Source organism: Chromobacterium sp. FG89 (assembly GCF_057808735.1).
This window is the reverse complement of record NZ_JBMDIQ010000018.1, coordinates 39,521-55,841: the sequence shown is the minus strand read 5'-3', so window position 1 is coordinate 55,841 and position 16,321 is coordinate 39,521. Positions and strand designations below refer to the sequence as shown.

The 16,321-nt window shown below is 63.8% G+C and carries 18 protein-coding genes; 12 read left to right on the top strand and 6 right to left on the bottom strand.

The features are described from left to right. Positions 1–654: 654 nt before the first annotated feature. Positions 655–1,932, top strand: a complete 1,278-nt coding sequence (locus ACODRW_RS17250) for an O-acetylhomoserine aminocarboxypropyltransferase/cysteine synthase family protein (protein ID WP_235089728.1) — start codon at positions 655–657, stop codon at positions 1,930–1,932. A gap of 47 nt (positions 1,933–1,979) precedes the next feature. Here ACODRW_RS17250 and ACODRW_RS17245 read toward each other — a convergent pair whose 3' ends face one another. Genes ACODRW_RS17245 through ACODRW_RS17235 form a run of 3 tightly spaced genes read right to left on the bottom strand, consistent with a single transcriptional unit; the run spans position 1,980 to position 3,982 of the window. Further along, positions 1,980–2,432 (bottom strand): BLUF domain-containing protein, encoded by a 453-nt coding sequence (locus ACODRW_RS17245; protein ID WP_235089727.1) that lies wholly within the window; start codon positions 2,430–2,432, stop codon positions 1,980–1,982. Between the two features lie 46 nt (positions 2,433–2,478). Continuing rightward, positions 2,479–3,408: a hypothetical protein gene (locus ACODRW_RS17240; RefSeq protein ID WP_488906288.1), complete on the bottom strand. Its 930-nt coding sequence runs from the start codon at positions 3,406–3,408 to the stop codon at positions 2,479–2,481. A gap of 1 nt (position 3,409) precedes the next feature. After that, positions 3,410–3,982 (bottom strand): LemA family protein, encoded by a 573-nt coding sequence (locus ACODRW_RS17235; protein WP_488906287.1) that lies wholly within the window; start codon positions 3,980–3,982, stop codon positions 3,410–3,412. A gap of 129 nt (positions 3,983–4,111) precedes the next feature. Here ACODRW_RS17235 and ACODRW_RS17230 point away from each other — a divergent pair, with 129 nt between their 5' ends. Further along, positions 4,112–4,984, top strand: a complete 873-nt coding sequence (locus tag ACODRW_RS17230; protein ID WP_488906286.1) for a Rossmann-like and DUF2520 domain-containing protein — start codon at positions 4,112–4,114, stop codon at positions 4,982–4,984. Here ACODRW_RS17230 and pncB read toward each other — a convergent pair. Genes pncB through ACODRW_RS17215 form a run of 3 tightly spaced genes read right to left on the bottom strand, consistent with a single transcriptional unit; the run spans position 4,973 to position 7,471 of the window. Beyond that, the gene (gene pncB / locus ACODRW_RS17225; protein WP_255701250.1) at positions 4,973–6,172 is read right to left on the bottom strand and encodes a nicotinate phosphoribosyltransferase; all 1,200 of its coding nucleotides are present in this window, start codon (positions 6,170–6,172) and stop codon (positions 4,973–4,975) included. The two genes, ACODRW_RS17230 and pncB, sit on opposite strands and share 12 nt — an antisense overlap. Before the next feature lie 16 nt (positions 6,173–6,188). Continuing rightward, positions 6,189–6,893 carry an SAM-dependent methyltransferase gene (locus ACODRW_RS17220; RefSeq protein ID WP_081546160.1) on the bottom strand — a complete coding sequence of 235 codons (705 nt, stop codon included), beginning with the start codon at positions 6,891–6,893 and terminating at the stop codon, positions 6,189–6,191. Then, positions 6,890–7,471, bottom strand: coding sequence for a Maf family protein (locus ACODRW_RS17215; RefSeq protein WP_107798364.1), 582 nt, complete (start codon positions 7,469–7,471; stop codon positions 6,890–6,892). Before ACODRW_RS17215 ends, ACODRW_RS17220 begins: the two co-directional genes overlap by 4 nt. Before the next feature lie 107 nt (positions 7,472–7,578). Between ACODRW_RS17215 and ACODRW_RS17210 the strand changes: the two genes are divergently transcribed. From ACODRW_RS17210 to pabC, 10 genes are all read left to right on the top strand, one after another. Continuing rightward, the gene (locus ACODRW_RS17210; protein ID WP_107798365.1) at positions 7,579–8,082 is read left to right on the top strand and encodes a YceD family protein; all 504 of its coding nucleotides are present in this window, start codon (positions 7,579–7,581) and stop codon (positions 8,080–8,082) included. A gap of 46 nt (positions 8,083–8,128) precedes the next feature. Beyond that, positions 8,129–8,308, top strand: a complete 180-nt coding sequence (gene rpmF / locus ACODRW_RS17205; protein WP_011136965.1) for a 50S ribosomal protein L32 — start codon at positions 8,129–8,131, stop codon at positions 8,306–8,308. 57 nt (positions 8,309–8,365) lie between these two features. Further along, positions 8,366–9,403, top strand: coding sequence for a phosphate acyltransferase PlsX (plsX, locus tag ACODRW_RS17200; RefSeq protein ID WP_107798366.1), 1,038 nt, complete (start codon positions 8,366–8,368; stop codon positions 9,401–9,403). Between the two features lie 5 nt (positions 9,404–9,408). Beyond that, entirely contained in the window at positions 9,409–10,368 is a 960-nt protein-coding gene (locus ACODRW_RS17195; protein ID WP_488906285.1) for a beta-ketoacyl-ACP synthase III, read from the top strand. Positions 10,369–10,498: 130 nt separating this feature from the next. Further along, a complete protein-coding gene (fabD, locus tag ACODRW_RS17190) occupies positions 10,499–11,428 on the top strand; it encodes an ACP S-malonyltransferase (protein ID WP_488906284.1) in 930 nt (309 codons plus the stop codon). Between the two features lie 52 nt (positions 11,429–11,480). Beyond that, positions 11,481–12,218 carry a 3-oxoacyl-ACP reductase FabG gene (gene fabG, locus ACODRW_RS17185; protein WP_107798369.1) on the top strand — a complete coding sequence of 246 codons (738 nt, stop codon included), beginning with the start codon at positions 11,481–11,483 and terminating at the stop codon, positions 12,216–12,218. Between the two features lie 106 nt (positions 12,219–12,324). Continuing rightward, positions 12,325–12,564: an acyl carrier protein gene (acpP, locus tag ACODRW_RS17180; protein ID WP_019103041.1), complete on the top strand. Its 240-nt coding sequence runs from the start codon at positions 12,325–12,327 to the stop codon at positions 12,562–12,564. A gap of 177 nt (positions 12,565–12,741) precedes the next feature. After that, complete coding sequence (gene fabF / locus ACODRW_RS17175; protein WP_488906283.1) at positions 12,742–13,983, top strand: beta-ketoacyl-ACP synthase II; 1,242 nt, start codon at positions 12,742–12,744, stop codon at positions 13,981–13,983. 126 nt (positions 13,984–14,109) lie between these two features. Further along, on the top strand, positions 14,110–15,402 hold the full coding sequence (locus tag ACODRW_RS17170) for an aminodeoxychorismate synthase component I (protein ID WP_235089719.1): 1,293 nt from the start codon (positions 14,110–14,112) through the stop codon (positions 15,400–15,402). After that, positions 15,402–16,214, top strand: a complete 813-nt coding sequence (pabC, locus tag ACODRW_RS17165) for an aminodeoxychorismate lyase (RefSeq protein ID WP_488906282.1) — start codon at positions 15,402–15,404, stop codon at positions 16,212–16,214. Before ACODRW_RS17170 ends, pabC begins: the two co-directional genes overlap by 1 nt. Positions 16,215–16,321 lie beyond the last annotated feature (107 nt).

The window sequence follows — 16,321 nt, the reverse complement described above, 5'->3', positions numbered from 1 at the left end:
TTTAGGAATGTGAGCAAATGCTATTGGCTAAGTTGTGTAAATGCAACTTTTCGGTAAATGCGGTGTTGCAAATCAACAACCAATTGTTGCTTTGTGTGTGTGGTTTTACATGGGAATGTCTGGCTAAGCCAATGAAATAAAGGGGTAAATCATGAAATCGACGCATTGCGTGCGGGTGTTGTAAAAATGCACTTGTTGGCCGAAAGCCTGATGCCATAAGGATAAGAGCGGGAAGGGGAAGGGGGAGGGTGATTCAGGGCGATGCAAAAAAATAAGCCCGCGGAGGGCGGGCTCAAAAATCAACGTGACTTGAAGAGAATTCACGATGCCGCAAGACGCACATCAGAATGAATTCACATTCGAATCATAATAGAAAGCGATGTCTATGTAAATAGGCTGAAGCTAGACTGATTTCTTGAGAGTTCGCTAATGGGCGTGAGTGTTAACTTGTTGTTTGTAAAATATATTTTGTTTTGTTTTGTCTGTTTTGAATCTATGCGAGGTTTACGGTCTGGACGTGCGTCCGCATAGATTGTTTGGTTTTCCGGTTTTAGATTTAGCTTCTTTCGCTGGCTTCGCTTCCCGGTTAAGGTAGGCGAGTGGCATAGAGGAGCGCTGCGCGACTCGCCTTATATAGAAGGAAGGACTGACGAGATGAAACTGGAAACCCTGGCGGTGCATGCCGGCTATGCGCCGGATCCGACGACCAAGGCGGTGGCGGTGCCCTTGTACCAAACCACCAGCTACGCTTTCGACAGCACCCAGCATGGAGCGGATCTGTTCGACCTCAAGGTGCAGGGCAATATCTACACCCGCATCATGAACCCGACCACCGATGTGCTGGAGAAGCGGGTGGCGGCTTTGGAGGGCGGGATAGGCGCGCTGGCGGTGGCTTCCGGCATGGCGGCGATCACGTACGCGATACAAACCATCGCCGAGGCCGGCGACAACATCATCGCCACCAGCACCTTGTATGGCGGCACGTACAATCTGTTCGCCCACACGCTGCCGCAGCTGGGCATCGAGGTGCGCTTCGTCAGCCATCGCCATCCGGAGCGGATCGGCGACATGGCGGACGCGCGTACCAAGGCGGTGTTTTGCGAATCCATCGGCAATCCGCTGGGCAATGTGGTCGACTTCGCCGCCTTCGCCGATCACGCTCATCGTCACGGTTTGCCGCTGATCGTCGACAACACGGTGCCGTCTCCTTATCTATGCCGGCCCTTCGAGCACGGCGCCGATATCGTGGTGCATAGTCTGACCAAGTATCTGGGCGGACACGGCAATAGCATAGGCGGCGCCATTGTCGACAGCGGGCGTTTTCCCTGGGCCGAGCACGCCGAGCGCTTCGCGCGCTTGAACACGCCCGACGTCAGCTACCACGGCGTCAACTATGTGGAAGCATTGGGCGCGGCGGCCTATATCGCGCGGGCGCGAGTGGTGCCCTTGCGCAATATGGGCGCGGCGCTGGCGCCGTTCAACGCCTTTCTTATTTTGCAGGGCATCGAGACGTTGGCGCTGCGCATGGACCGCATCTGCGCCAACGCGCTGCGCGTGGCCCAGCATCTGCGCGCGCACCCGGCGGTGGAATGGGTCGAGTACGCCGGCCTGGAGGATCACCCGGACCATGCTCTGGCGCGACGTTACTTCGGCGGCCGGGCTTCCGGTGTGCTGTCCTTCGGCATCCGCGGCGGCGCGGCGGCCGGCGGGCGCTTCATCGACGCTTTGCAACTGGTGACCCGGCTGGTGAATATCGGCGACGCCAAATCGCTGGCCTGCCACCCGGCCACCACCACCCACCGCCAACTGTCGGCCGATGAGCAACTGCGCGCCGGCGTGCGCCCGGAAATGGTGCGTTTGTCGATAGGCATCGAGCATATCGACGACATCCTGGCCGATATCGACCAGGCGTTGGTCGCGGCGGAACCTTGAGCGGGTCAGGCCCGCCGAAGAGGAAGCGCACTCATATATAGATAAGCTCAGCCGCGGCGCAGCACTTGCGGATTCATGCCGTTGGGCAGGTGATGATGCCATTTGCCGTCGAGAAAGCTTTGGATCACATGCTGGACCTTGCCGTGCAGGGTCCAGCCGGCGTCTCGGGCGATGGCTGAGGCGGACAGAGGCTTGCCGTCGGCCTGCGGCGCCGGGGCAAGGTATTCCAGCGGGTGATTGGCCAGCATGGGGTGGTCGATCTCCTCGCGCGACAACAGGGTCAGCTGATGGTGCTGCGGGTCGCGCGCGATGCGTTGATAGAGCGCGTCGATGGCGTCTTCCGGGCCTTCCAGGATTTGCAGGAAGTCGTCGTTCAGCATCAGCAGCACGCTGACGATGTCCTGGCTCCGGTTGTAGTCGCGGAAACGACGAATGCGGGTTTGCATGGCTTCGGCGGAAACCGGGTGATGGGCTGCGCTGCTGTAGATCAGGCGGATCATCTGCGCTCCTGCCGTGTGGCGAGTGCTTTCGCTTCAGTATAGCGCTTTAGAATCGAGCCAGCTTGAGCCAGCCCAATAGGCAGGCCAGCGCCACGGCGGCGTGAAGCCAGGCGCGGCGGCGGAACAGCCGGGCGCTTTGCCGCGGAGACAGGGTGGTGAGGATCAAGGGCGCGTCTTGATCGTCTCCCTGCAGCAATAAGGACGCCGGCTGCCGCGCCAACTCCTGCTGCAGGGCGACGACTTCGCGCTGCGCCGCCGCGCGCGCCAGCGACCATTCTTGCTCGCTGAGCTGCCCGTCTCCGTCCAGATCGAAGCGGCGCAGCAGGGCTTGTCTGTCGTTTTTCCATTCGGCCAGTTTGGCGCCGATATCCAGGCGAAGGTCCAGCGCGCTGGCGCGCGCGTCCAACTGTCGCAGCCGGCCGCGCACATAGATGGCCTCGCCTTCGTCTATCCATTCCTCTATCAGCAACATGCCGTCCTCATGCCAGCGACGCCGGCGGCGAGCGACCACTTGGGCGCCGCCGGGGAGAATGGTGGCTTCCGCGTCGCCGTCCACCAGGAGAAAGCTGTCGTCGCTGCTGACTTCCGGCGGGTTGGCGCGGGTCGCCAGCCGGTTGGAGCGTTGCATGGCCCAGGTCAGCCAGTCCTCCCAGTCCAGTTTGCCGCGCTCGTCTATGCGCCAGCAGCGGTACCAGGCGCAGCGTCGGCCGCTCAAGGGGCTGTAATTGGGCGCGTTCGGATGGCAGCGGGCCTGGCCGCATAATTCGACTTGGCCCAAGGCCGCGCTGGCCAGTCTGGACGTCGGGGTGTCCGCCACCTGGCGGTAATGGCGGTAATTCAGACGCCAGCCTATCAGCCCGACTACCGTCGCGATCAGCAGGCCATGGCGGGTCTCGCCGCCAAGCAGCCATGAGGCGGCGGCAAGCAGATACAGGGCCAAGCCCAGGCCCGGCAGCAGGGAGGCGAACGCCGGCATGTCAGTTGCGCGCGAATAGCGCTTTCATGTCCACGTCGCGGGTTTCCGCGGCGGCGAAGCGCAGCGGCCGGGCCGGCGGGAAATGAAACAGGCGGGCCAGCAGCACGTCGGGGAACTGCTCGATGCGGGCGTTGTGGAGTTTGACCGCCTCGTTGTACAGTTCGCGGCGATCGGCCAGCGACTCCTCCAACTGGGTGATGCGCGCGCTCAATTGCGCGAACTGCTGGTCGGCCTGCAGCGCAGGATACGCCTCGGCCACCGCGTATAGCTGGCCGATCAGGCCGTGCAAGCGTCCTTCGGCCGCGCCGAGGGCCTCCGGATCCCGCGCTCGGGCGGAGTCGGCCACCGCGCTGCGGGCGGCCATCACTTGCGTCAGGGTTTCTTGTTCGAACTGGGCGTATTGCCGGCATACTTCGACCAGCTTGGGCAATTCGTCGTGGCGTTGTTTGAGGATGACGTCGATATTGGCCCAGCTTTGCGTCAGCTGGTGCTTCAAATTGATCAGCGCGTTGTATAGCGTGATCAAGTAGAAGAGGGCGACGGCGATGAGGCCGAGGAAAACGGCGAGCTTCATGATGGGGTCTCTCCGGGACAGGCGTCGCCGATGCGCGGCGTCCATGTCGGCATTATCGTGCAAGGCTGTTTTTTTGTCTGCGCCAGGATTCGCGCACGCGCGGGCGGCTTGAGGTTTTCGGGAGGAAGCGTGATTCGGATCAACATCATAGGCGCGGGGCGTCTGGGCAAGACCTTGGCGGCGCTGGCGCGGCGTTCCGGCCGCTACCGGGTGCAGGACGTGATGACGCGCGGCGCGGATTCCGCCGCCGCCGCCTGCGCCTTCATCGGCACGGGGCGTCCGGTGACCGCATGGGCGGAGTTGGCCGCCGCCGACCTGTACCTGCTGGCGGTGCCGGACGCGGCGATCGCCGACTGCGCTTTGCGGCTGGCGGAGACGGAGGTGCCGGCCGGCGCGGTGGTGTTTCACGCCAGCGGCGTCAGCGGATCCGAACTGTTGCGGCCGGCGGCGGCGCGCGGCGCGCACGTCGGCAGCCTGCATCCGGCCTTTTCCTTCGCCGATCCGGCCATCGCGTTTGAGGGGTTTTCCGACGTGCTGTGCGCGCTGGAGGGCGACGCCGAAGCGTGCCTTGTCTTGAGGGAATTGGCGCAGGCCATAGGCGGGCGGCCGTTTCAATTGGCCGAGGGCGGCAAACCGGCCTATCACGCGGCCTTGTCGGTGGCGTCCAATTATCTGGTGACGCTGACTGCCATCGCGCGGCGGCTGGCCGGCCAGGGCGGGGTGCCCGAGGCGCTGCTGACGTCCTTGCTGGGCGGTCTGATGCGGCAAACGCTGGACAATGCCTTGGCGCTGGGGCCACAGGCGGCTTTGACCGGGCCCATCGCGCGCGGCGACGCCTCGACGGTGGCCCTGCATTTGCAGGCGATGGACGATGCCGATTTGCGCGCCGCCTACCAGGCCTTGGGCCGGCAGACGGTGGCGCTGGCCGGCGAGCGCCTGTCCGAGCAGGCGCGCCGGCAAGTGCTGAGCGCGCTGGCACCCGCGGAGGGCTCAGGCAGCTAGCGCCACCTTGAACACCTGGCGCAGATAGGCGAGGAAGGTTTCGTCGCTGCACATGGTCTTGCCGGGGCTGTCGGATAGCTTGGCCACCGGCTGGCCGTTGCAGCTGACCAGCTTGAGCACGATTTGCAGCGGCTCCAGTCCCATGTCGTTGGTGAAATGAGTGCCGATGCCGAAGCTGACCTGGATCTGCGGGCTGAAATGGCGGTGCAGGTCCAGCGCGCTGTCCACGCTCAGACCGTCGCTGAAGGTCAGCATCTTGGTGGCGGGATCGATGCGCAGCTTGCGGTAATGCGCGATCGCCTTTTCGCCCCATTGATAGGGATCGCCGCTGTCGTGGCGCAGACCGTCGAACAGCTTGGCGAAGTAGAGGTCGAAGTCCGCCAGGAAAGCGTCCATGCCCACCACGTCGGTCAGCGCGATGCCGAGGTCGCCGCGGTATTCCTGGACCCAGGATTCCAGCGCCGCCTTCTGGAAGTCGCGCAGCCGCACGCCCAGCGCCTGGAAGGCCTGGAAGAACTCGTGGGCCATGGTGCCTATCGGAGTGATGCCCAGCTTCCAGGCCAGGTAAACATTGCTGGTGCCGCGGAAAATGTCCGGCAAGGCGGTGTTCAGGCGCTCCACCACATGCTGCTGCCAGTCCCGGCTGAAACGGCGGCGGGTGCCGAAATCGGCGATCAGCAAGGGAAAGCGCTGCTGCGCGGCCTCGCTGTCGCGGAAGCGTTCCAGCACGGCGATTTTCGCTTCCAGCCGGCGCAGGCCCTCGGCGCGGACTTCCGCGCTGTCCAGACGGCGGAAGTACAATTCGTTGACGATGGCGAGCACGAAGATTTCAAAAAACATCGCCTGAACCAACGGGCCCTTGATGCGGATCGCCAGCTCCTCGTCCTGGCAGGACACGGTGATGAAGCGCCGCTGCAGATGGAATAGCTCCAGATAATCGACGAAATCGCTCTTGATGAAGCGCAGGGTGCGCAGATGGGCCAGCTCTTCCTGGGTGAAGTGCAGCTGGCACAGCCAGTCCAATTGCGCTTCCAGCTCTTTCTTCAGCTGGGTCAAGGGCATGTCCGGGCGGTTGCGGCACTTGAACTCGTACTCGCCGTGCGAGGCCGGGAACTGGTGCAGCACCACTTGCAGCATGGTGAACTTGTAAAGGTCGGTGTCCAGCAGAGAATGGATCAGCGGCGGAATCTTGGCCATGGCGGGCTCAGGCGGCGTGAATGATGAAAATGGCCGGGCGCTTGTGCAGGTCCGGCGCGTCCTTGGGCCAGTCCTTGACCCGGCGGCTGACGATGGTCTGGCTCGGCAAGGTCAGATCGCAGGCCACCGCCAGCCGGGTGGCCGGGGACAGGGTGTCGCGCAATTGCTGCAGCAGCGCGTTGTTGCGGTACGGCGTTTCGATGAAGACCTGGGTCTCGTTGCGCTGGCGCGAACGCAGCTCCAGCTCCTTGACGATTTTTGCCTTGTCGGCGGCGTCCACCGGCAGGTAGCCGTGGAAGGCGAAGCACTGGCCGTTGGCGCCGCTGGCCATCAGCGCCAGCAGAATGGAGGAGGGGCCGATCAAGGGCTCCACCCGCAAGCCGCGCTCATGCGCCAGCGCCACCAGTTGCGCGCCGGGGTCCGCCACCGCCGGGCAGCCGGCTTCGGAGATCAGGCCCAGATCGTGGCCGTCCAGCAGCGGTTGCAGCAAGGCGGCGACGTCGGCGGCCGGGGTGTGTTCGTTCAGCGTGCTCATGGCGAGTTCGCGGATGGGCGCGCTGACGCCCAGCGCCTTCAGGTGTTTGCGCGCGGTTTTTTCGGCTTCCACCACGAAACGGGTCAGGTGCAGCACTTTGGCGCGCTCGGCTTCGGGCAGCCAGGCGATGGATTCGTCGCCCAAGGGGGCGGGGATCAGGAACAGGGTGCCGCTCATCGCAAAATCTCCACGCCTTCATCGGCCAGCATCGTAATCAGTTTGAACAGAGGCACGCCGATCAGCGCATTAGGATCGTCGGACTCCACGCGCTCCAGCAGCGCGCCGCCCAGGCCCTCGCTTTTGGCGCTGCCGGCGCAGTGCAGCGCGTCGGGCTCGCGTTCCAGATAGTTGCGGATCTGCGCTTCGCTCAGCGCGCGCAGGGTGACGCGGGTGATGCCCACCGCTTCTTGCAGCCGATGCTCGGCGCTGTTGTACAAGGCCAGCGCCGAGTGGAACACCACGGTCCGGCCGCTCATCCATTGCAGCATCTTGACGCCGTTCTCGAACGATCCTGGCTTGCCTATCTGCTGGCCGTCAAGCAAAGCCACTTGGTCGGAGCCTATGATCAGCGCTTGCGGATGCTTGTCCGCCAGCGATTGCGCCTTGGTGCGCGCCAGCCGCACCGCGGTTTCCAGCGCGGTTTCGCCCGGCAGCGGGGTTTCGTCGCACACCGGCGGTTCGGCGTGGAAGGGCAGGCCCAGACGGGCGATGATTTCTTGGCGGTAGCGGGAGGTGGAGGCCAGTACGATCTGCATGATGTGGACGTCGCTTGTTGCGGAGCCGGGGCGGCCTGGCGGCGCGCGCGGAGGGCTCCTTGTTTCTTTTGACAAATCAGGGGAATGGATTGTACCATGCGAGGTTTATGTCTAAACCGATTTTGATCGATCCGCTCAAGTTCGCCCGGGAAGGGCGTTCGCAGGCCGGCAAACTGCCGGTTGGCGAGCTGGATGAGCGCGTGCACAGCGACCTGTCCGACACCTCCGGGAACGTGGAATACGCCCTGGACGGTTTTCGCGACAGCTTGAACCGTTTGTCGCTGCGTCTTCATTTGTCCGGGGAACTCAAAGTGACCTGCCAGCGCTGCATGGAAAGCATGCCGTACAGCCTGGACACCGATTCGGTGGTCACCTTGTTTACCGATCCGGACAAGCTGGAAGAGGCTTGCGAGCAGGACGAGGAGCTGGACGCTATCATCGCCGAGCCGGAACTGAACCTGACGGCGTTGATCGAAGACGAAATCATTATGGGCTTGCCGCTGTCGCCGAAACACGACGACTGCGGCAGGGAAACTCTCTCGCTCGCCAAGGCTGACAAGCCCAATCCGTTTGCGGTGCTGGCGGCGCTTAAGAGACCCAAGTCCGAGTAAAACCCGGATTCGAACTGAATCTACTTGAATTTCTTAGGAGTCGACCATGGCTGTTCAACAGAACAAAAAGTCCCCGTCCAAGCGCGGCATGCATCGTGCACACGATTTTCTGACCGCTCCGGCTCTGGCAGTTGAAGCCAGCACCGGCGAAGCGCACCTGCGCCACCACATCAGCCCGAACGGTTTCTACCGCGGCCGCAAAGTTGTGAAGACCAAGGGCGAGTAATCTCCCCGTTTTCCTACTTTCCCCACTGATTAGGCAGCACTATTACCGCACTCGTTGATGACTATCACCGTCGCGGTTGATGCAATGGGCGGTGACGTTGGCCTCAAGGTTACCGTCCCTGCATCGATCCAATTCCTGCAGAACCATCCCGACACCCGTTTGATTCTTGTTGGCGACCAAGCAGCCCTAGAGGCTGAACTGGCCGCGCATCAAGGCGTCGCGCGTGAACGCATCCGCATCCAGCACGCCACCCAAGTGGTGGGCATGGATGAGGCGCCTCAGCTCGCCTTGAAGAACAAGAAAGATTCGTCGATGCGGGTGGCCATTAATCTGGTCAAAGAAGGCGAAGCTCAGGCCGCCGTGTCCGCCGGCAACACCGGCGCGCTGATGGCGACCGCGCGTTTCGTACTCAAGACCATTCCCGGCATCGACCGTCCCGCCATCGCCAAAATGCTGCCCACCGTCAAGGGCTCGTCTTGCGTGTTGGATTTGGGCGCCAACGTCGATTGCACCCCAGAACAACTGTTGCAGTTCGGCATCATGGGATCCGAACTGGTGGTGTGCCTCAGCGGCAACGCCAGCCCTAGCGTCGGCCTGCTGAACATCGGTTCGGAAGACATCAAGGGCAACGACAATATCAAGAAGACCGCCGAACTGCTGCGCCAGTCCGAGCTCAATTTCCACGGCAACGTGGAGGGCGACGACATCTGTAAAGGCACGGTGGATGTGGTAGTCTGCGACGGTTTTACCGGCAATGTGGCTTTGAAGACAGCTGAGGGGCTGGCTCACATGTTTGCCGTGTTCCTGCGCGAAGAGTTTGGCCGCAGCTGGTGGACGCGTTTGTGCGCGCTGGCCGCGCTGCCGGTGCTCAAACTGTTCAAGAGGCGCATCGATCCCCGCCGCTACAACGGCGCCAGCTTGCTGGGGCTGCGCGGCATCGTGGTGAAAAGCCACGGCGGGACCGACGTCACAGGATTCCGTTACGCGCTGGAGCAGGCTTGCGAGGAAGCCGGTTCCGACGTGATTGGTCACATCGCCGACCGGATTGCGCACCAATTAAACAATCTCAAGCAGTCCGAGGCGGAAGCGAACTGACAACCATGGGCTATTCCCGCATTCTAGGCACCGGCAGCTTTCTGCCCGAGCAGGTGCTCACCAATGCGCAGTTGGCTGAACGCGTGGATACCAGCGACGAGTGGATAGTCTCTCGCACCGGCATCCACGCGCGCCATATTGCCGCAGAGGAACACAAAACCAGCGATCTCGCGCTCAAGGCGGCGGAAGCCGCGATTCAGAGCGCGGGCATCGACAAGCACGAGATCGATCTGATCATCGTGGCCACCACTACTCCCGATATGGTCTTCCCCAGCACCGCCTGTCTGTTGCAGGAAAAGCTGGGCATTCCCGGTTGCGCGGCGTTCGACGTGCAGGCGGTGTGCGCCGGCTTCATGTTCGCGCTGGTGACCGCCAACAACTACATCAAGAGCGGCATGGCCCGCCGCGCTCTGGTGGTGGGCGCGGAAATCATGTCACGGGTGCTGGACTGGGACGACCGCCGCACCTGCGTGCTGTTCGGCGACGGCGCCGGCGCGGTGATTCTCGGCGACTCCGAGGAGCCGGGCATCCTGCACGCCAAGCTGGCGGCGGACGGCCGCTACAAGGACATTCTCAACACTCCGGCCCAGATTTCCGGCGGCAAGATTCAGGGCATGCCCTATCTGCACATGGACGGCCCGGCGGTGTTCAAATTCGCGGTCAAAGCCTTGTCCGACATCGCGGCCAAGACGCTGGCGGAAGCCGGCGTCGACAAGAGCGAAGTGGACTGGCTGGTGCCGCATCAGGCCAATCTGCGCATCATAGAATCCACCGCCAAGCATCTGGGCTTGCCGATGGAACGCGTGATCGTCACATTGCCGCAACAGGGCAATACCTCCGCCGCATCGATTCCGCTGGCCTTGGACTGCGCGGTGCGCGACGGCCGCATTCGTCCAGGCCAGGCCGTATTGCTGGAAGGCATAGGCGGCGGTTTCGCCTGGGGCGCTGTATTGTTGAAGATCTGACCCGAAACATTGGCGCGCAAGCCGCCGACGGCTGACCGTGAGGTCACTAGCCTCCGCGATATTTGATCGTTAGGCTTGGCAGACGTCGCCGGTTTGCGTCATTCTTGCGTCGAATTCTCTGGAGTCGACTATGGCGTTTGCTTTTCTGTTCCCGGGCCAAGGCTCGCAAAGCTTGAAAATGATGGACGGCTTTGCCGATCTGCCCGTGGTGAAACACACTTTTGACGAAGCATCGGACGCCTTGAGCGTCGACCTGTGGGCGATGCTGCAGGCGGACTCGGCCGACGAGATCAACGCCACCGTCAATACCCAGCCCATCATGCTGGCCGCCGGCTACGCCACTTATCTGGCCTGGCAGGAGTTGAACGGCCGCCAGCCGACGCTGGTGGCAGGCCACAGCCTGGGCGAATACACCGCCCTGGTGGCGGCGGCGGCCTTGCCCTTCGCCGAAGCGGTGAAACTGGTGCGCCTGCGCGCCGAGGCGATGCAGTCCGCGGTGCCGGTGGGCGTCGGCGCGATGGCCGCCATCCTGAACCTGTCCGACGAGGACATCCGCGCCGCCTGCGTGGAAGCGGCTCAGGGCGAAGTGGTGGAAGCGGTCAATTTCAATTCGCCGGGTCAGGTGGTGATCGCCGGCCATAAGGGCGCGGTGGAGCGGGCCATGGAGCAGTGCAAGGCCCGCGGCGCCAAGCGCGCGCTGCCCTTGCCGGTGTCGGTGCCCTCGCATTGCGCGTTGATGCGGCCCGCGGCGGAGCAACTGGCCGCGGCGCTGGCGCAAGCGGATATCGGCGCGCCGGCCATTCCGGTGCTGCACAACGCCGACGTCGCCAGCTACAACGAGCCGGCGCAGATCCGCGACGCGCTGACCCGTCAGCTGTACATGCCGGTGCGCTGGACCGAAACCATCCAGAAGCTGGCCGCCGACGGCGTGACGCAGATGGCGGAATGCGGGCCGGGCAGAGTGCTGGCCGGCCTGGCCAAGCGCATCGACGGCAACATCAAATGCCTGGCGCTGACCGATGTGGCGGCGCTGGAAGCCGCTCGCGGCGAACTGAACTGAATGCAATGCGGCCGCGTCAAGGCGGGGCCGGAATAACGATAAGGAGACTGCAATGAGCCTGCAAGGCAAAGTGGCATTGGTCACCGGCGCATCGCGCGGCATCGGCGCGGCGATCGCCGCGGCGCTGGCGGCCGAAGGCGCCGTGGTGATCGGCACCGCGACCAGCGAGGCCGGCGCAGCGAGCATCCACGAGCGTCTGTCCGCACAGGGCGGCGCCGGCCGGGTGTTGAATGTGACCGAGGCCGGCGCGATCGACGCGCTGGTTGAATCCATCGAAAAAGAATTCGGCGCGATCGCCATCCTGGTCAATAATGCCGGCATCACCCGCGACGGCTTGCTGATGCGGATGAAGGACGAGGACTGGGACGACATCATGGACACCAATCTGAAATCGGTGTTCAAGGCGTCCAAGGCCGTGTTGCGCGGCATGATGAAGGCGCGCTTCGGCCGCATCGTCAATATCGCTTCGGTGGTGGGCGTGTCCGGCAACCCGGGCCAGACCAATTATTCGGCGGCCAAGGCCGGCATCATCGGCTTCACCAAGTCGATGGCGCGCGAGGTGGGCAGCCGCAACATCACCGTCAACTGCGTGGCCCCCGGCTTCATCGACACCGATATGACCCGCGCGCTGCCGGAAGCGCAACGCGCGGCACTGGTCGAGCAGATCGCCCTGGGCCGCCTGGGCGACGCCAAGGATATCGCCGACGCCACCGCTTTTTTGGCGTCGGATCGCGCTGGCTATATCACCGGCCAGACGCTGCATGTCAACGGCGGCATGTTGATGCCGTGAACGAGCTTGCGGCCCGCCTGGAGATTTAGGTAGGCTGCTCTAATTTTTTTTTGTAGAATACCGGGGTTTTGTTATCCCGAATCAGAAAGGTCAAGGGTTTAAACAAATGGAAAACATCGAAGCGCGCGTTAAGAAGATCGTTGCCGAACAACTGGGCGTAAACGAAGCCGAAGTGAAAATCGAATCTTCGTTCGTGGACGATCTGGGCGCCGACTCCCTCGACACCGTTGAGCTGGTAATGGCTCTGGAAGAAGAGTTCGAGTGCGAAATTCCGGATGAAGAGGCCGAGAAGATCACCACCGTTCAGCAAGCCGTCGACTACGTCACTGCCCACCTGAACAAGTAATTCCTTCCCTTTCGAGGGGTATTAGGACCTCTGCCCGGAGCCTTCTGGTCTCTTCGCAGAGGTCTTTTGCCAAGAGGATGCCAAACGCGCGTTTGATCCCTGCCAAACCGTAGGGCATCGCAATGCGTGGACGGTCTCGTGGGGAGACTGCCCTCCCATCTCTCACGGAGATTCTTCGTGTCAAAACGCAGAGTTGTAGTAACCGGCCTGGGCCATGTGTCCCCGGTCGGCAATGATGTCGCCACCGGCTGGGCCAATTTGCTGGCCGGCAACAGCGGCATCGCCAAGATTACCCGTTTCGACGCCAGCGACATGGCTTGCCAGATCGCAGGCGAAGTGAAGGGCTTTGAGATCAGCGACTATATCTCGCCGAAGGAAGCCCGCCGCAACGACTTGTTCATCCACTACGGCATCGCCGCGGCGCTGCAAGCGGTGGCGGACGCGGGCCTGGACGACGTGCCGGGCCTGGACAAGACCCGGGTCGGCGTCAACATCGGTTCCGGCATCGGCGGCCTGCCGCTGATCGAGGAAACCGGCGTGGCCTTGATGGAGGGCGGTCCGCGCAAGATCGGCCCCTTCTTCATCCCGGGCTCGCTGATCAATCTGATCGCCGGCCAGGTGTCCATCCTGAAAGGCTATCAGGGTCCGTCCTACGGCATCGTGTCCGCCTGCACCACCGGCGCGCACTGCATCGGCGACGCGGCTAGGCTGATCCAGTACGGCGACGCCGACGTGATGCTGGCCGGCGGCGCGGAAGGCGCGGTTTCGCGCTTGGGCATCGGCGGTTTCGCCGCGATGAAGGCCTTGTCCACGCGCAACGACGATCCGGCCACGGCTTCCCGTCCCTGGGACAAGGGCCGGGACGGCTTCGTGATGGGCGAGGGCGCCGGCGTGCTGGTGCTGGAAGACTATGAGCACGCGGTCAAACGCGGCGCCAAGATCTACGCCGAGCTGATCGGCTTCGGCATGAGCTCGGACGCTCACCACATCACGGCGCCGAGCGCGGAAGGCCCGGCGCGCGGCGTGAGCAACGCGCTGCGCGACGCCGGCATCAACGCCGACCAGGTGCAGTACGTGAACGCTCACGGCACGTCCACGCCCCTGGGCGACGCCAATGAAACCACGGCGATCAAGCTGGCGTTTGGCGACCACGCCAAGAAGCTGGTGGTCAACTCCACCAAGTCGATGACCGGCCACTTGCTGGGCGGCGCCGGCGGCGTGGAGGCGATCTACACCATTCTGGCGGTGCACAACCAGGTTTCGCCGCCCACCATCAACCTGAACGATCAGGATGTGGAGGCCGGCTGCGATCTGGATTACGTGGCCAATACCGCGCGCGAGATGAAGATAGACATCGGCATCTCCAACTCCTTCGGTTTTGGCGGCACCAACGGCACGCTGGTGTTCAAGCGCGTCTGATCGTCGTCTTGTCGATTGACAGTCCGAACCGCTGCGCTACACTCGCAGCGGTTTTTCTTTGTTTTCACGCCGTCCGGGTCAAAGCGGGCGGCAAGCTGCGCCGGGCTGCCGGCCCGGGACTTCTCGATGTTCACTCAGAAACTGGATTTTGCGCCGGACCTGCTGGCGATGCATGCGGCGGATCCGCAAACCTTTCCGTATTTGATGATGTCCTCCGGCGACGCCGGCTGGGATCTGTTGCTGCTGGAAGACGGCCGCGAGCTGTTTCACGCTGGCGAGGGCGGCGATTTTCTGCGCCGCCTGGCCGAGTTCAAGCCGCAGCCGGTCGATAACCGTCATCAACTGCCTTTCGTCGGCGGGCATTTCCTTTACCTGGGCTACGATCTGCTGTCCGAATTCGAGCCCAGCGTGGCCGATGCGCTGCCGGACAGCTTTCCGCTGGCGGCGCTGGCGCGCACCCCGGCCGCGGTGCTGGTGGATCGCCGCGAGGCTTGCGGCTGGATCGTGGCGGAAAGCGCGGAGCTGTGGCAGCGTGCGCTGAGCCTGGCCCAGGCGGCGCCGGTCTTCGAGCCCTGTCCGGTGGCGTTGCGGGGCTTGGAGGAAGACCCGCCGCAGTGGTACACCGACGCGGTCGTCCGCCTCAAGCGCTACATCTACGAAGGCGATGTGTTCCAGGTGAATATTTCGCGCGGCTGGCGCGCCGAACTGGACGCCGGCGTCGCCGCGGCCGATCTCTTCGCCGCACTGCGCCGCGCCAACCCGGCGCCGTTCTCGGCCTTGGCGGATTTCGGCGGCGCGCAGATCGTCAGCTCCTCGCCGGAGCGGCTGGTACGGGTGCGCGACGGCTGGGCGGAAACGCGGCCCATCGCCGGCACCCATCCGCGCTCGCCGGACCCGGCGGAAGACGCCGCCTTGAAGCAGCGGCTGATTTCCAGCGTCAAGGAGCGGGCCGAGCATGTGATGCTGATCGATCTGGAGCGCAACGACCTGGGCCGCATCTGCCAGCCCGGCAGCGTGGAGGTCAACGAACTGATGGCGGTGGCCAGTTACGCCTATGTCCACCATATTGAATCCAATGTCCGCGGCCGCCTGCGTCCCGGCGTCGGCCCGGTGGAAACGCTGCGCGCCTTGTTTCCCGGCGGCACCATCACCGGCTGTCCCAAGGTGCGCACCATGCAAATCATCCGCGAGCTGGAAAACAGCGCGCGCCGCGCCTATACCGGCAGCCTGGGCTATCTCAACCGCGACGGCAGCATGGACCTGAACATCCTGATCCGCACCTTCATGCAGGAGGGGAGCGCGCTGCGCTTCCGCGCAGGCGGCGGCATCGTCGCCGACTCCGATCCTGAACGCGAACTGCAGGAAACCCGCCACAAGGCGCGCGGCCTGCTGCGGGCGCTGGGCGTGGAGCAGGCCTGATGGCGATGCTGATCAACGGCGGGCCCGGCGAGCGGATCGCCGCGGCGGACCGCGGCCTGGCCTACGGCGACGGCGTGTTCCGCACGCTGGAGCTGCTGAACGGTCGGCCGCGCTTGTGGGCCTGGCAGCACGCGCGCCTGTGCGAGGACGCGCGCCGGCTGCGCCTGCCTCCGCCCGAAGAAGCGCTGTTGCTGGCCGAACTGGCCGCGGCGGCGGACGGCCTGCCGCGCGCGGTGGCCAAGATCGTGCTGACCCGCGGCGAAGGCGCGCGCGGCTACGCGATGCCGGAGGCGCCGTCTTGCACCCGCATCGTCAGCGCCGCGGCCTGGAACGGCTATCCGCCAGAGCGCGCCGAACAGGGCGTGACGGCGCGCTGGTGCGAAACCCGCTTGGCCTTGCAGCCGGCGCTGGCCGGCATCAAGCATCTGAACCGGCTGGAGAACGTGCTGGCGCGCTCGGAATGGCGAGATCCCGCCATCGCCGAAGGCCTGATGCTGGATATGGAAGGCTGGGTGGCGGAGGGCACGATGAGCAATGTCTATCTGCTGGAAGGCGAGGCCATCGTCACGCCAAGGCTGGACCGTTGCGGCGTGAACGGCGCGGTGCGGGATTGGTTGACCGCGCATTGTTTGGATATCGGACGCTCTTTTACTGAAACGCGACTTTCCGCCCCGCGCTTGATTGACGCCGATGCGGTGTTTCTCTCCAATAGCCTGATGGGTATCTGGCAGATTACCCGCCTGGGCGAGCGTAGCTGGACGCCTCATCCGCTATTGAGCGCCCTGCGACACAGCTTGTCGCTTCAAGCCTGAGGCCAGGCGCCGGGAGGGCAGTTCCCGGCCCGCATACAGGTCTGCCCGGACCGCGTCCGTTCTCTTGTCCATGCCGCCCTCGACGGGCGGATCTCCATTCTTCCGAC

Coding starts and splice junctions, on each gene's coding strand:
- ACODRW_RS17210 (WP_107798365.1), top strand. CDS start 7,579: ATGTCTAAACCGATTTTGATCGATCCGCTCAAGTTCGCCCGGGAAGGG.
- ACODRW_RS17235 (WP_488906287.1), bottom strand. CDS start 3,982: ATGAAGCTCGCCGTTTTCCTCGGCCTCATCGCCGTCGCCCTCTTCTAC.
- ACODRW_RS17170 (WP_235089719.1), top strand. CDS start 14,110: ATGTTCACTCAGAAACTGGATTTTGCGCCGGACCTGCTGGCGATGCAT.
- fabG (WP_107798369.1), top strand. CDS start 11,481: ATGAGCCTGCAAGGCAAAGTGGCATTGGTCACCGGCGCATCGCGCGGC.
- ACODRW_RS17240 (WP_488906288.1), bottom strand. CDS start 3,408: ATGCCGGCGTTCGCCTCCCTGCTGCCGGGCCTGGGCTTGGCCCTGTAT.
- acpP (WP_019103041.1), top strand. CDS start 12,325: ATGGAAAACATCGAAGCGCGCGTTAAGAAGATCGTTGCCGAACAACTG.
- pabC (WP_488906282.1), top strand. CDS start 15,402: ATGGCGATGCTGATCAACGGCGGGCCCGGCGAGCGGATCGCCGCGGCG.
- fabD (WP_488906284.1), top strand. CDS start 10,499: ATGGCGTTTGCTTTTCTGTTCCCGGGCCAAGGCTCGCAAAGCTTGAAA.
- ACODRW_RS17245 (WP_235089727.1), bottom strand. CDS start 2,432: ATGATCCGCCTGATCTACAGCAGCGCAGCCCATCACCCGGTTTCCGCC.
- ACODRW_RS17250 (WP_235089728.1), top strand. CDS start 655: ATGAAACTGGAAACCCTGGCGGTGCATGCCGGCTATGCGCCGGATCCG.
- plsX (WP_107798366.1), top strand. CDS start 8,366: ATGACTATCACCGTCGCGGTTGATGCAATGGGCGGTGACGTTGGCCTC.
- rpmF (WP_011136965.1), top strand. CDS start 8,129: ATGGCTGTTCAACAGAACAAAAAGTCCCCGTCCAAGCGCGGCATGCAT.
- ACODRW_RS17220 (WP_081546160.1), bottom strand. CDS start 6,893: ATGAGCGGCACCCTGTTCCTGATCCCCGCCCCCTTGGGCGACGAATCC.
- ACODRW_RS17215 (WP_107798364.1), bottom strand. CDS start 7,471: ATGCAGATCGTACTGGCCTCCACCTCCCGCTACCGCCAAGAAATCATC.
- ACODRW_RS17195 (WP_488906285.1), top strand. CDS start 9,409: ATGGGCTATTCCCGCATTCTAGGCACCGGCAGCTTTCTGCCCGAGCAG.